Raw genomic sequence first — 14,364 nt, 5'->3', positions numbered from 1 at the left:
GGTCCCGCCCGGTCAGGCCCGCGGGTAGCGGGCCAGCCAGCCCGGGGACGATCCGGCGGGACCGTGCAGCGCGGGCCCCTGGGTCATCTCCATCGCGAAGTCGTCCGCCAGCGCCAGCACCGTGGGACGGCCCTCCAGCTCGGCCAGCCAGGCCGGCGGGAGGGCCGTCTCGCCGTGCAGGGCACCGAGCAGACCGCCGGTGAGCGCACCGGCCGCGCCCGAGGGGCCGGACTGGTTCACCGCCAGGCACAGCCCGTGCCGGACGTCCTCCCCGACATACGCGCAGTACACGGCCACGGCCAGCACGCCCTCCGCGCTGCCCTGGCCGGCCAGCTCCTCCACCCGGGCCGGGGTCGGCATGCCCTGCCGCACCGCGCCCAGCGCGTGCTGCAGCGCGCCGGAGACCGGTTCGTGCCCGGGGCGCTGCGCCAGCAGCGCCAGCGTCCTCTGCACGGCGCCGTCCAGGCTGTCCCCGCGGGCCAGCGCGTGCACCACCGCGGCGTACGCGCCCGCGGCCAGACACGCCACCGGATGCCCGTGGGTCTGCGCCGCGCACTCCACCGCGAGCTGGACCACCAGATGCGGATCCCAGCCGACCAGCAGCCCGAACGGCGCCGACCGCACGGCGGCCTCCGGCCCGCACTCCCCCGGGTTCTTCGGCGCCTGGGGCGTGCCCATGATGTCGTCACCGAACCCGACCAGCAGCGCCCGGGTCGCGTCCCGCCGCGCGTACAGCCACTCCTCGCGGGCCAGCCACCCGTCGTCCTCGCGGCGCTCGTCCGGCCCCCAGTCCCGCTGGGTCGCCGCCCACCGCCGGTACGCGCGGTGCAGGTCCGTCGGCGGATGCCAGGCCCCGGTGTCGCGCCGCACCTGCGCCCGGATCAGCCCGTCCACGGAGAACAGCGTCAGCTGGGTCAAGTGGGTGACCGCGCCGCGCCGCCCGTGGGCGGGCACCAGGTCCACGACGCCCTCGGGCCCGTGCGCCGCCCTGATCGCGTCCAGGTCCAGCCCGTTCACCGGTGCCCCGAGCGCGTCGCCCAGGGCCACCCCGAGCAGCGTGCCGCGCACCCGGCTGCGGAAGTCCTGCTGCTCGGTACGCCCCCAGACGGCGCCGGATGTCCTGCCCACCCAGACCTCCCTCACGGCACCGTCCGCACGTGTGACGCGGAGCACTGTAATCGAACAGGAACCGTCCGTCAGGGCTTGGCGGAAAGGCCGGGCGCGGCGGCCGTGGGCTGCGGTCCCGCGCGCCCGGATCAGGCGCGCGAGCCGGAGGTCAGGGAACCACCACCACCCGGGTCTTGACGGTCGCGAACGCCCACAGCGCGTCGCCGTCCTCCTTGCCGGTGCGGATACCGCCCGTCTTGATGCCGGGGCCGACCGGCGGGGGCGAGGAGCCGTCGACGGCGTTGGAGAACGCGATGAACACACCCGACTTGCCGGCGAAGTACATGATGTGCTCGATCTGCACGCCGTCGGAGCCCTTGGTGGAGGGCACCCGCTGGGAGATCGCGTAGCTGCCCGGGTCCGGGCTGACCGTGCCCGGCCAGACGGGGAAGGTGCGCGCCGGCATGCCGCGCTCGTCCACGATCCACACGCGCTTCTGGCCGAGGGAGTAGACGATGCGGCGGCCCGTGCCCGAGCCGTCCGGGATCACCGGCGGGGCCGGGGTGGGGCTCGGGCTGGGGGACGGGTGCGCGCTCGCCGACGCGGAGCTGCTCGGGCGGGCGGTCGCGGCCGTGGGGTGCGGGCCGTGGCTCGCCTGGACGGCCAGCACCCCCAGCACGGCGACCGCCCCCGCGGTCAGGCCGCTGACCCAGGCCCACGAAGGTATTCGGGCAGGCACGGGCACGCATCTCCTCAGCTGTGGACGCCCCCGGAACGGTCGGCTCATCGTACTGTGACGCGCCTCGCCGTCTGTCAGGCGGAGGGCGGGCGCGGCGCGGGCCGGCGGCGTGTGCGGCCGCCTCGCGCGCACCCGGGTCACTCCAGGACCGGCAGCAGCTGAGGCAGATGGCCGTCCGAGGCGGCGGCCGCGCGCTGCCGCTCCTGAGGGACCTCGCCGTACAGGGTGGTGCGGGGCCTGGCAGGGCGGCCGGCCGCCTCGGCGACCGCGACGAGGTCCTGGATCGACTTGTACGAGCCGTAGGAGGAGCCCGCCATGCGGGAGATGGTCTCCTCCATCAGCGTGCCGCCCAGGTCGTTGGCGCCGGAGCGCAGCATCTCCGCCGCGCCCTCGGTGCCCAGCTTCACCCAGCTGGTCTGGATGTTGGGGATGTGCGGGTGCAGCAGCAGGCGGGCCATGGCCGTGACCGCGCGGTTGTCGCGCATGCTCGGGCCGGGGCGGGCGATGCCCGCCAAGTACACCGGGGCGTTGGTGTGGACGAACGGCAGGGTCACGAACTCGGTGAAGCCGCCGGTCCGCTGCTGGATGCGGGCCAGGGTGCGCAGGTGCCCGAGCCAGTGGCGGGGCTGGTCCACGTGGCCGTACATCATCGTCGAGGACGAGCGGATGCCCAGCTCGTGCGCGGTGGTGATGACCTCGATCCAGGTGGAGGCGGGCAGCTTGCCCTTGGTGAGGACCCAGCGGACCTCGTCGTCCAGGATCTCCGCGGCCGTGCCCGGGATGGTGTCCAGGCCGGCTTCCTTCGCGGCGGTCAGCCACTCGCGGATGGACATGCCGGTGCGGGTGGCGCCGTTGACGACCTCCATCGGGGAGAAGGCGTGCACATGCATGCCGGGCACGCGTTCCTTGACCGCGCGGGCGATGTCGAAGTAGGCCGTGCCGGGCAGGTCCGGGTGGATGCCGCCCTGCATGCACACCTCCACCGCGCCCACGTCCCAGGCCTGCTGGGCCCGGTCCGCGATCTGCTCCAGGGACAGGGTGTAGGCGTCGGCGTCGGTGCGGCGCTGGGCGAAGGCGCAGAAACGGCAGCCGGTGTAGCAGACGTTGGTGAAGTTGATGTTGCGGGTGACGATGTACGTCACGTCGTCGCCGACGGCGCTCTTGCGGACGTCGTCGGCCACCTGGCACAGGGCGTCCAGGGCGGCGCCGTCCGCGTGCAGCAGGGCCAGGGCCTCGTCGTCGGTGAGCCGGGTGGGGTCGTCGGCGGCGGTGCGCAGCGCCTGCCGGACGTCGGTGTCGATTCGCTGCGGTGCCATGCCGCCGGCCGCGGCCTCGCGCAGGGCGCCCCAGTCGCCGTAGACCTCGTCGAAGTCGGCGCGGCGGTCGGTGGTGCGGCCCTCGGTGTCGATGGTGCGGTGCAGGTCGGTGCGGCCGCCGGCGGTGAACACCTCCTCCGGCTCCTGCCAGGGGCGGCCCTCGACGGTGGCGTCCTCACGGGCCAGGCCGGTGGCCGGGTCGGCCAGGGCGGTCACGTGGGGCAGCAGCCGCGGGTCCAGCCAGGGTTCGCCGCGGGTGACGAACTCCGGGTACACGCACAGCCGTTCGCGCAGCTCGAAACCGGCGGCGCGGGACCTCTCGGCCAGCTCGTCGATCTGCGGCCAGGGGCGCTCGGGGTTGACGTGGTCGATGGTCAGGGGGGAGACGCCGCCCCAGTCGTCGATGCCGGCCGCGATGAGCCGCTCGTACTCGCCGTCCACCAGGTTCGGCGGGGCCTGGATGCAGGCGCTCGGGCCGAGGATGAGGCGGGCCACGGCGACCGTGGCGACCAGGTCGTCCAGCTCGGCGTCGGGCATGCCGCGCATCGCCGTGTCCGGCTTGGCGCGGAAGTTCTGGACGATCACCTCCTGGATGCCGTGGTAGGCGCGGGCGATCCTCCGCAGCGCGAACAGGGACTCGGCGCGTTCCTCGTAGGTCTCGCCGATGCCGATCAGGATCCCGGAGGTGAACGGGACGGAGGAGCGGCCGGCGTCCTCCAGGACGCGCAGCCGGACGGCGGGCTCCTTGTCCGGGGAGCCGTGATGCGGGCCGCCCGGCTCGGACCACAGGCGGGTCGCGGTGGTCTCCAGCATCATGCCCATGCTGGGCGCGACGGGCTTGAGACGCTGGAAGTCCGTCCAGCTCAGCACGCCCGGGTTGAGGTGCGGCAGCAGCCCGGTCTCCTCCAGGATGCGGATGGAGATCGCGCGGACGTAGGCGATGGTGTCGTCGTAGCCGTGGGCGTCCAGCCACTCGCGGGCCTCGGGCCAGCGGTCCTCCGGCTTGTCGCCGAGGGTGATCAGGGCTTCCTTGCAGCCGAGCGCGGCGCCCTTGCGGGCGATGTCGAGCACCTCGTCCGGCGACATGAACATCCCGTGCCCGGCACGGCGCAGCTTGCCGGGCACGGTGACGAAGGTGCAGTAGTGGCACTTGTCCCGGCACAGCCGGGTCAGCGGGATGAAGACGCTCTTGGAGTAGGTGATGACGCCGGGCCGGCCGGCGGCCCGCAGGCCCGCGTCCCTGACCCGGGCGGCGGACGCGGTGAGGTCGTCGAGATGGGCGCCGCGAGCCTGGAGCAGCACCGCCGCCTCGGCGACGTCCAGCGCGACGCCGTCCCGGGCACGTTTCAGGGCGCGACGCAGGGAGTTCTCGGTGGGGCCCGTTCCGGAGGTCGCGGAAGTCGTCATCCTTCGAGCATAGGAGGGGTGCCGTGCGGCGCAGCAGGGGGCGACCACGTGGTGGACGGTGCGCGGTGGGTGCGGGGCCGTGAGGCGGGGCGGGGCCGCCGGCGCCGGCGTCCGACCTTCCCGGCCGGCTCGGACAGGCGCTGCGGAGAGGTTGTGGGGGCGATGTGACGCCGGGCGCGACGAGCTGTGATCTCACCCGCCCGTGGCTGACGCTACTGCCATGAACAAGGCAAACTGGCCTCCTGGTTGGCAGTGAGCAAACACCGGGGGGCCAGGGAGCAGCGATGGACGGTGTCCCACGAGTACCCGAGCAGCGGGTGCCCGACCAGCCGGTGCCGCTGCGCTTCGGCGTACTCGGCCCGGTGCGCGCCTGGCGCGGTGAGGAAGCCCTGCCCACGGGGTCGCCTCAGCAGCGGGCCCTGCTGGCCGCGCTGCTGCTGCGCGAGGGCCGTACCGCGACCGCGGCCGAGCTGATCGACGCGCTGTGGGGCGAGGAGCCGCCCGCGCAGGCCCTGGCCACGGTGCGCACCTACGCCTCCCGGCTGCGCAAGCTGCTCGACCCCGGGATGCTGGTCAGCGAGTCCGGCGGGTACGCGGTGCGCGGACTGGGCGGGGACGCCCTGGATCTGACGGCGGTGCGGACTCTGGCCGCCGCCGCGGAGAGGGCCCGCGCGGCCGGTGACCTCGGCAGTGCGCGGGCCGCGCTGCGCCGCGCTCTCGAGGTGTGGGACGGCGAGCCCCTCGCCGGGGTGCCGGGCCCGTACGCCGAGACCCAGCGTGCCCGGCTGCAGGAGTGGCGGCTGCAACTTCTGGAGATGCGGTTGGAGTTGGATCTGGAGCAGGGCTGCCATGCCGAGGTGGTCTCGGAGCTGACGGCTCTGACGGCGGACCACCCGCTGCGGGAGCACCTGCGGGAGCTGCTGATGCTGGCCCTGTACCGCAGCGGCCGCCAGGCCGAGGCGCTCGCGGTGTACGCCGACACCCGCCGGCTGCTGGCCGACGAGCTCGGTGTCGACCCGCGCCCTGAGCTGCGCGAACTGCAGCAGCGTATCCTGCGCACCGACCCGGCTCTGGCGGAGCCGGCGGCGCCCGCGCCCGAGCCGGCTCCCACGGTGGCGCGTCCGGCCCAACTCCCGGCGACGGTGGCGGACTTCACGGGCCGGGCGGCGTTCGTCAGCGAGCTGAGCGAGGTGCTCGCCTCGGCGAAGGGCCGGGTGATGGCCGTGTCGGCGCTGGCGGGCATCGGCGGCGTGGGCAAGACGACGCTCGCGGTCCACGTCGCCCACCAGGCGCGCCCCGCCTTCCCCGACGGCCAGCTCTACGTCGACCTGCAGGGCGCGGGTCCGTCTCCGGCCGAGCCGGAGACGGTGCTCGGTTCCTTCCTGCGCGCCCTGGGCACGGCCGACTCGGCCGTCCCGGACTCCCTGGAGGAACGCGCTGCCCTGTACCGGTCCCTCCTCGACGGCCGCCGCATCCTCGTGCTGCTGGACAACGCGCGCGACGCGGCCCAGGTCAGGCCGCTGCTGCCCGGCGCGGAGGGCTGCGCCGCTCTCATCACCTCGCGCACCCGGATGGCCGGCCTGGCGGGCGCGCATCTGGTGGACCTGGACGTGATGAGCCCGGAGGAGGCGCTGGCGTTCTTCATCAAGATCGTCGGCGAGGAGCGGGTGGCGAGCGAACGGGAGGCCGCACTGGACGTGGTGGCCGCCTGCGGCTTCCTGCCGCTGGCCATCCGCATCGCCGCGTCCCGGCTGGCGGCCCGCCGCACCTGGACGGTGTCGGTGCTGGCGGCCAAGCTCGCCGACGAACGCCGGCGGCTGGACGAACTGAGAGCGGGCGACCTCGCCGTCAAGGCCACCTTCGAACTGGGCTACGGCCAGCTGGAGCCGGCCCAGGCCCGCGCGTTCCGCCTGCTGGGCCTGGCCGACGGCCCGGACATCTCCCTCGCCGCCGCGGCCGCCGTCCTCGACCTGCCGCAGGAGGAGACGGAGGACCTGCTGGAGTCCCTGGTGGACATCTCCCTGCTGGAGTCCGCCGCTCCGGGCCGCTACCGCTTCCACGACCTGGTCCGCCTCTACGCGCGTACCTGCGCCGAGCGCGACGAGCAGGAGGCGGGCGAGTGCGAGGCGGCGATGGCGCGGCTGCTGGACTTCTACCTGGCCACGACCGCCGGGGTGTACGCGATCGAGCGGCCCGGGGACAAGCTGGTGGAGCACCTCACGCCCACCCGCTGTCCCGGGCTGCGCTTCACCTCCCGCACCAGCGCCCGGGACTGGCTGTACACGGAGGCGAACTGCCTGCTGGCCACCGCCCGCCGGCAGGCGGGCAGGCCGGCCGGGCTGGGCGCCGCCATCGACCTGCTCTGGGCAGCCCTGGACCTGTCCGAGTCGGGCGCGAACTCCAAGGAGTACGAGGCCACCGCGACGGCGCTGTACGGCGCGGCACGCGAGCTGGGCGTGGCCCGGATCTCGGCCCGCGCCCTGATGACCCTGGCCCACGCCCATGTCGACGGCGGCCGCTTCGAGATGGCGGACGAGGAGGCGGAGCAGGTGATCCGGCTCGCCGGGGAGGCGGAGGATCCGCTGCCGGTGTGCTGGGCGCGCAACGCACGCGGCATCATCGCGCTCTACCAGGGCCGCACCGCGGACGGCGAGGAGCATCTCAGCGAGGCCATCCGGCTCTTCCGGCAGCTGGGCGACCGCCCGGGCGAGGCGAGCGCCCTGTGCAACCTGTCCCGCATCCGGCTGGCGGCCGGCCGGCTCCAGAGCGCCGTGGACCTCGCCCAGCAGGGCATCGGCATCTACGACGCCATGGGCAACTCCATGCGGGGCGCGAACGCACGCTACGCCCTGGGGCTGGCACTCACCGAGAGCGGCCGGCTCGACGCGGCGGCGAGCAGTCTCCACGAGGCGCTGCTCGTCTTCCGCGACAGCCGGCAGCGCCTGTGGGAGGGCATGACGCTGTTCCGGCTGGCGGAGGTGGATCTGGCCGCGCAGCGCCCGGCGCAGGCCGCCGCGAACGCCGAACGGGCCCTGACGGTGCTGCGCGGCATCGGCGGCGAGTGGCGGCGCGGCAATGTGCTCACCGTGCTCGGGCAGGCGCTGTCCCGCATCGGTCAGACCGACCGGGCCCAGGTGTGCTGGCAGGAGGCCCTGCACATCTACGAGACTCTCGGCTCTCCGGAGGCGGCCGCCGTGCGGGAGCTGCTCAACCCGGTGCAGGCGGCCTGACGGGGCGGATGAACGCCATGGGCGGCGGCGTTCATCGTTCGTTTATCGCCGCAGGCCATGCTGGACTCAGTCGGCCCGTCGCGTCGGGGGCGTGCGGGTCGGCTCGGCAGGCCGCGCACCGGGGGATCGGGGGAAGCGCGCCCGGAGAGGTCCGTCCGGTCATGCGCAGGGGGAGTGACCGGACGGACAGTGCCGGCCTTGAGACGGACAACCAAGTGGAGTACGCACCATGAGCGACGAGTCGGACATCACGCCGCAGGACATGCACGCCACCGGCACCACACAGACCGCCACTGCGGCCGATGCCGCTCGGACCGGCAACGGTGAGGACACCACCGGCGACATGCACGCCACGGACGACATGCACGCCACGGACGACATGCACGCCACCGGGGAGCCGGTCACCACGAAGGACATGCACGCGACCTCGGAGCCCTTCAAGCCGGCGCAGTAGGCATCCGGAACACGGGGGAGGCGGCCGCGACGGCCCAGGGGGAGCCGTCGCGGCCGCCGTGTCGTGCCGGGGCGCGGTCCGGCCGCACGGATGCCGGGGCCGGGGCCGCCGGGGGGTCACGCGGGCCGTCCGTCGTCGGACGCCGCCACCGGTGCCGGCACGCCGGTACCGGCGTCACTGCGTGGCGGGCGCCGTCGGTTCGAGGTCGCAGTGGTTCAGCCGGCGTACGCGCTCGGCCGGCAGATCCGGCTCGATGCGGACGGTCGCCGATTCGTTCGCGGGCACCGATGCCTTCTTCACCACGGAGCTGATCACGCTGCCGCCGGCGCCGGTGAAGGTGATGGTCACCTCGAAGGTGCCGGCGGTGTCGTTGGGGTTGGTGACCCGGACCGTCGCGTACGGCTTCTTCGGTGTGGCGCAGCTCAGCAGTTCGGTGGTCGCATCCTCGAGCGTCGAATCGTAGGTGCCGCTGCTGCCGCTGCCCGACGTGTCGTCGTCCGTGTCGTCGTAGTCGTGGTACGAGCCCCGGTAACCGCCGTAGCCCGAGCCGTAACCCGAGTCGTAGTCCGAGCCGTAGCCCGACCCGTCGTCCTTCGCCACGCCGCCGCTGCCCGAGGAGGTGTCGTGGTCCTGGTGGGGACTGCTGCATCCGCTGCCGCCGCCCCCGCCGTCCGATCCGTGCCCCCGGCTGTGTCCGCCGCGTGAGAAACCGGTCAGGGCCAGCACCACCGCAACCATGACGACCGTGAATCTCGCTGAACGCCCCCGTATCGGCATGGGGGCAGTGTAGCCGCGGCGCGTGATCCGTGGGCGGCGTCACGGCGGGATCCGGCCGGATGCCGTGGGGCGGCGTGCACCGTGCGGCCCGCACCATGGGCAGGACCCGCCATGAGCGGGGACGCCGGGCAGGCGGCCGTCGTCCGGAACCCCGGCGTGCGCCCCGTACGGCGGCCGTCCGCCGTGGTGCGCCGGCCGCTCAGGCGGAACGTGAGGTGCCGGTGCCCTTCTCCGCGTCCAGGGCGTACACGCAGCGGTCCTTGCTGCAGGCGTACACCACCCCGTCCTTCACCACCGGGGAGCCGGTGATCTCGCCGCCGGTGGCGAGTTTCCAGCGCAGGCGGCCGTCGTCCGCCTTGAGGGTGTAGAGCAGGTGGTCGGTGGAGCCGAAGTGGATGCGGCCCTCGGCGACCGCCGGGGAGCCGACGACCTCGCCGCCCGCCTGGAACCGCCACTTGGGGGTGCCGGTGACCGCGTCCAGGGTGTACAGGCCGTTGCCGCTGCCGACATGGACGTGGCCGGCCGCCACCAGCACCGGGTCGACGCCGGAGCGCGCCTCGGTGGCGATGCGCCAGCGGTCGCGGCCGTCGGCGGAGTCCAGCGCGTAGACCGTGCCGAGGTAGTCGGCCAGGTAGATGCCGCCGCCGGTGACGGCGGGCCCCGGGGAGAAGGCGGGCGGGGAGAGGAAGACCGCGGGGGCCTCGAAGTGCCAGCGCAGGCGGCCGGTGGCCACCTCCAGCGCGAGGACGCGGGTGCCGGCGGCGGCGTAGACGGTGCCGTCCGAGGCCGGGGTGAGGCGGACCGGGACGCCGCCGCAAGAAGCCGCGTCGCCGATGGGGTAGGACCAGCGTTCCTCGCCGCTGCGGGCGTCCAGGGCGCGCAGGCGGGCGTTCTGCCAGACGTACACCGTGCCGTCGTGGACGACGGGGCCGGCCTCGGGGGACTCGAAGTCGGTCTGGCAGCCGCCGGTCTCCCACAGTTTCCCGCCGCTCGCGGCGTCCCAGGCCTGGACGCCGCCGCCGCGGGTGCCGGTGACGCAGGTGCCCCGGTCGGTCTTGAGCGAGTACACCCAGGCGTCCGTGCGCACCCGCCACACGTCGGTGCCCTCGCGGGCGTCCAGGGCGAACAGCGTCGGCCCGTCCGAGGCGTGGATGCGGCCGTCGGCCACCGTCATCGACCAGGCGACGTCACGGGTCTTGAAGCGGCGCCGGCCGGTGGCGACGTCCAGGGCGTGCACCTCGAAGGAGGTCACGTAGACCAGGTCGCCGGCGACGACGGGGGTGCCCCAGACGTCGTTGGACATCCGGAAGCGCCACGGGCGCCAGGTGGAGGGGGCCTCCGGGGGCGTGGCGGGCTTCGGCGGGGTGGGCGCGGACGCCGTCGGTGCGGCGCCGCCCGCCCCGGGGACGGGTTTGGTCCAGGAGGCGGCCAGGCCCTCGGCCGGCAGCAGCACGGCCGCGGCGGCGGCGCGGGCGTCGGCGACCCGCAGGCCGGGCCCGATGGGCACCGTGGCGCCGGCCAGCAGCACCGGGCCGGTGTCGGAGCCGCCGGCCGCGGAGGGCGCGCCGACGGGCACCGGGGCGGGCGCCGGAGGCCTCACGGGTGCCGGGGGCACGGAGGGTGCCGGGGGCGCCGAGGGTACGGGAGGCGCGGCGGGCGCAGGGGGTGTGGCGGGCGCCGGGACCACCGGGTCGTGCGACGGCGGGGGCGGTACGGGCGGACGGCCGCCGGCGCGCGCCCCGGACACGGCGGTCTGCACGGTGGTACGGCCGCCGCGGCGGGACTCGATGAGGCTGACGGCGCGCTCGGGCAGCCAGGCCGAGGCGGTGCCGCTGTCGTCGCCGCCGGCGAACAGGTGCGGGGCGAGCTGGGCCTGCAGGTCCGCCGGGGTGGGCCGGGCCGCGGGGTCCATCTGCATGCAGGATTCGATCAGCGGACGCAGCTCGTCCGGGAGGCCGTCGAGGTCCGGGCCCTCGCGCAGCAGCATGAACACCGTCTCGACCGGGTTGGCGCCGTGGAAGGGCGGGTGACCGGTGGCGGCGAAGACGAGGGTGGAGCCGAGCGAGAACACATCGCTGGCGCCGGTCACGCTGCGGGAGTCCTTGGCCTGCTCGGGCGACATGTAGGAGGGGGTGCCCACGGCGACGTTGGTCATCGTCAGCCGGGTGTTCGACACCCCGGAGGCGATGCCGAAGTCGATCACCCGGGGCCCGTCCTCGACCACCAGCACATTGGACGGCTTCAGGTCGCGGTGGACCAGACCGGCGCCGTGGATGGACTGCAGCGCCTCGGCGACGCCCGCGGCGAGCCAGCGCACCGCCTGGACCGGGAGCGGCCCGCACTCGGTCACTATCTCCTCGAGCGAGGGCGCGGGCACGTAGGCGGTGGCCAGCCAGGGCACGGCGGCGCGCGGGTCGGCGTCGACGACCGCGGCCGTGTAGAAGCCGGAGACCGCCCGCGCCGCCTCCACCTCGCGCGTGAAGCGCACCCGGAACAGCTGGTCCTCGGCCAGCTCGGAGCGCACCGTCTTGATCGCCACCCGCCGGCCGGACGCCGAGCGGGCGAGATAGACCAGCCCCATGCCGCCGGCGCCGAGCCGTCCCAGTACCTCGAACGGCCCGATCCGCCGCGGATCGTGCTCCGTCAGCTGATCCACCACTTGCCTGCCACCTCCCCGTACGAGCCGCGCCACCTCCATGTGTACGCGACCGAAGTGCAGCGTCTCACCACCGCACCGCCGTGGCGGCACGCACCCCGATTCTTCCTGGCCGCGGCACCGGTTGCGAACCGGCCGACGAATCGGGATGTCCCGCCGCAAACGCCGTGGAACGCCGCCCTTGGGGCGTCGACCGCACCAGTTCTGGTCGGAACTGCGGCAGTTTCGGTCACCTCTGCGGCGCGGCCGGTCACCTGATGCGCGGCCGCACCGGTCACCGTGTCCGCGCGCCTGCCGGTCACCGTTGCAGCAGGGCGAAGGACGCCCCCTGATTGTCGGCGACGACCGTCACGGTCCCGTAGGAGGCCGTGAACGGCGGCACCTGCACCCGGCCGCCGAGCCGGGTGACGGCGTCGAGGGCCGCCCCGGTGTCCGCGACGCGGAAGTGCACCAGGAAGTGCGGCGGCATCGGCGGCGGGAAGACGTCGGTGACGGCGGAACGGCCGAAGTCGGGGCGGGCGTCCGGGCCGAAGAGGGCCTCGTGGAACAGACCGCCGTAGAAGGTGTTGGCGGCCTCGGTGTCGCGGGCGTACAGCTGCGCCCAGCCGAAGGTGCCCGGCTCGTGCCGCCGCCCGAAGCCGGGGTGCCGGCCGGCCTGCCACAGCCCGAACACGGCGTGCTCGGGGTCGGCGGCCAGCACGGCCGTGCCGTAGGGGCCGACCGTCCTCGGCTCGCCCAGGAGCCGGCCGCCGCCCGCCTGGATCCGCCCGGCCAGCGCCGCCAGGTCCGGGGCGGAGAAGTACACGGTCCACACGGTGGGCAGGCGGCCGTCCGTCTTCGCGGACAGCGAGGCGACCGGGGCGCCCTCGAGGCGGGCGAGCACCGGGCCGCCGTAGGACGTCCCGTCCTCGGCCTCCGTCTCGAAGGACCACCCGAAAAGCTCACCGTAGAACCGCTTGCCCGCCTCGACGTCGGGGAGCTGCGCGTCCACCCAGCACGGGACGCCCTCCCGGTATGCGGATGCCCTGTTTTCGGCCATACCGCCAACCTAACCCGCTTCGCCCGCACCCCGCAGACCAGGCACTGTGGCCTCCCGGCCCCCGTTCACCCCATTTGCAGTCGGCCGAATCGCGACCCCTCGCCCCCTCGGTAAGCTGACGACATGACAGGACAAGTGCGCACCGTTGACGGCCGCGTGGCAGGCCGGCGTGGGCAGGCGACGCGGCAGAAGCTGCTCGACTGCCTCAGTGACATGCTCAGCTCCTCCCCCTACCGGGACGTCAAGGTCATCGACGTGGCCCGGAAGGCGGGGACTTCGCCCGCGACCTTCTACCAGTACTTCCCCGACGTCGAGGGGGCCGTTCTGGAGATCGCCGAGCAAATGGCCTCGGAGAGCTCCGCCTTGGCCGGACTGCTCGAAGGGCGCTCCTGGGCCGGCAAGGCGGGCTGGCAGACCGCTCAGGATCTTGTGGACGGCTTCCTGGACTTCTGGCGCCGCAACGACGCCATTCTGCGCGTGGTCGATCTCGGCGCCGCCGAGGGGGACAAACGTTTCTACAAGCTCCGCATGAAGATCCTGAACGCCGTGAACAGCTCCCTCACGGATTCGGTTGCCGAACTCCAGTCCAAGGGCAGGATCGACAAGGACGTGAACCCGGCCGCGATCGCCGGCGCGCTCGTCGCGATGCTCGCGGCCGTCGCCGCCCACCAGAAGGGCTTCACCTCCTGGGGCGTGAAGCAAGCCGAACTGAAACCGAACCTCGCGCTGTTGGTGCACCTGGGTGTCACCGGAAGAAAGCCCACGAAGTAACCCGGAGCCACCCCGGAACCGACCGGGCCCGTGGCTGTCCGGTCCCCCAAGTCCTGTCAGGCAGGCGGCGGTTCACCCGAGTGGACCGCCGCCTGCTGCACTGCGGGGACCTTTGCGCCAGGGCCCGTGCGCCCCGACGCCCCTCCGGCGGGCGCACCGGACGGGGCGATACTCGGCGCATGCACACCGATCTGGACGCCCTGCTGAGATCACTGCGCGTGTGGGACCCGGAGGTCACCCGGCTGCCCGCCTTCGACCCGGAGCGTGCGCCCGAGGCGCCGCTGCCCCTGTTCGTGCGCTGGTTCGCGGATGCCGTCGAGGCCGGTGAGCGCGAGCCGCACACGATGTCCCTGGCGACCGCCGACGCCGAGGGCCGCCCGGATGTGCGCATCGTGATGCTGCACGGCGCCGGCGAGGAGGGCTGGTGCTTCGCCACGCACGCGGACAGCCGCAAGGGCCGCCAGCTGGCCACCCGCCCGTATGCGGCGCTGGCCTTCTACTGGCCGCTGCTGGGCCGCCAGGTCCGGGTCCGCGGCCCGGTGACGACCGCACCGTACGAGCAGGCGCAGGCCGATCTGCACGCCCGTTCCACGGGCGCCCTGGCCGCCGCGCTCACCGGCCGGCAGAGCCGGCTGCTCCACTCGCCCGAGGAGCTGGCCCGCGCCTCACAGGAGGCCTGGGAGCGGGCCGGGCGCGAGCCGCGGGCGGAGGTGCCCACCTGGACGCTGTACCGGCTCGCGCCGGACGAGGTGGAGTTCTTCCAGGGCGAGGCCCGGCGCCGCCATGTCCGCCTGTGCTACCGCCGCACCCCGCACGGATGGGCCCGCGAGCTGCTGTGGCCGTGAGGGCCGGCGGCCCATGCGGCGCG

10 protein-coding genes are annotated in these 14,364 nt (G+C 74.2%); 4 read left to right on the top strand and 6 right to left on the bottom strand.

Annotated elements, in window-relative coordinates; translation table 11 throughout:
• Positions 1-12 precede the first annotated feature (12 nt).
• The 3 genes from IE286_RS09925 to IE286_RS09915 form a co-directional block, all read right to left on the bottom strand.
• A complete protein-coding gene (locus IE286_RS09925) occupies positions 13-1,128 on the bottom strand; it encodes an ADP-ribosylglycohydrolase family protein (RefSeq protein WP_189796253.1) in 1,116 nt (371 codons plus the stop codon).
• 148 nt (positions 1,129-1,276) lie between these two features.
• Positions 1,277-1,846, bottom strand: a complete 570-nt coding sequence (locus IE286_RS09920; protein ID WP_189796252.1) for a hypothetical protein — start codon at positions 1,844-1,846, stop codon at positions 1,277-1,279.
• 137 nt (positions 1,847-1,983) lie between these two features.
• Complete coding sequence (locus tag IE286_RS09915; RefSeq protein ID WP_189796251.1) at positions 1,984-4,569, bottom strand: bifunctional FO biosynthesis protein CofGH; 2,586 nt, start codon at positions 4,567-4,569, stop codon at positions 1,984-1,986.
• A gap of 284 nt (positions 4,570-4,853) precedes the next feature.
• Between IE286_RS09915 and afsR the strand changes: the two genes are divergently transcribed.
• Both afsR and IE286_RS09905 read left to right on the top strand, forming a co-directional pair.
• On the top strand, positions 4,854-7,799 hold the full coding sequence (afsR, locus tag IE286_RS09910) for an SARP-family global regulator AfsR (RefSeq protein WP_189796250.1): 2,946 nt from the start codon (positions 4,854-4,856) through the stop codon (positions 7,797-7,799).
• Positions 7,800-8,028: 229 nt separating this feature from the next.
• Positions 8,029-8,253 (top strand): hypothetical protein, encoded by a 225-nt coding sequence (locus IE286_RS09905; RefSeq protein WP_189796249.1) that lies wholly within the window; start codon positions 8,029-8,031, stop codon positions 8,251-8,253.
• A gap of 174 nt (positions 8,254-8,427) precedes the next feature.
• Here the strand turns inward: IE286_RS09905 and IE286_RS09900 are convergent, their stop codons facing one another.
• The 3 genes from IE286_RS09900 to kbpA form a co-directional block, all read right to left on the bottom strand.
• Entirely contained in the window at positions 8,428-8,991 is a 564-nt protein-coding gene (locus tag IE286_RS09900; protein ID WP_229862209.1) for a DUF916 domain-containing protein, read from the bottom strand.
• Positions 8,992-9,229: 238 nt separating this feature from the next.
• Positions 9,230-11,689: a protein serine/threonine kinase AfsK gene (afsK, locus tag IE286_RS09895; protein ID WP_189796247.1), complete on the bottom strand. Its 2,460-nt coding sequence runs from the start codon at positions 11,687-11,689 to the stop codon at positions 9,230-9,232.
• 295 nt (positions 11,690-11,984) lie between these two features.
• Entirely contained in the window at positions 11,985-12,725 is a 741-nt protein-coding gene (kbpA, locus tag IE286_RS09890) for an AfsK-binding protein KbpA (RefSeq protein WP_189796246.1), read from the bottom strand.
• Between the two features lie 135 nt (positions 12,726-12,860).
• Here kbpA and IE286_RS09885 point away from each other — a divergent pair, with 135 nt between their 5' ends.
• Together IE286_RS09885 and IE286_RS09880 are read left to right on the top strand one after the other, a co-directional pair.
• Positions 12,861-13,496 (top strand): TetR family transcriptional regulator, encoded by a 636-nt coding sequence (locus IE286_RS09885; RefSeq protein WP_189796291.1) that lies wholly within the window; start codon positions 12,861-12,863, stop codon positions 13,494-13,496.
• 179 nt (positions 13,497-13,675) lie between these two features.
• Positions 13,676-14,341 carry a pyridoxine/pyridoxamine 5'-phosphate oxidase gene (locus tag IE286_RS09880; RefSeq protein WP_189796245.1) on the top strand — a complete coding sequence of 222 codons (666 nt, stop codon included), beginning with the start codon at positions 13,676-13,678 and terminating at the stop codon, positions 14,339-14,341.
• Positions 14,342-14,364: the final 23 nt, after the last annotated feature.

It is taken from the genome of Streptomyces thermodiastaticus, from assembly GCF_014656135.1.
In the GTDB taxonomy this organism is placed as follows: domain Bacteria; phylum Actinomycetota; class Actinomycetes; order Streptomycetales; family Streptomycetaceae; genus Streptomyces; species Streptomyces thermodiastaticus.
The sequence above is the reverse complement of the archived record's forward strand: the minus strand, read 5'-3'. Positions and strand labels throughout refer to the sequence as shown.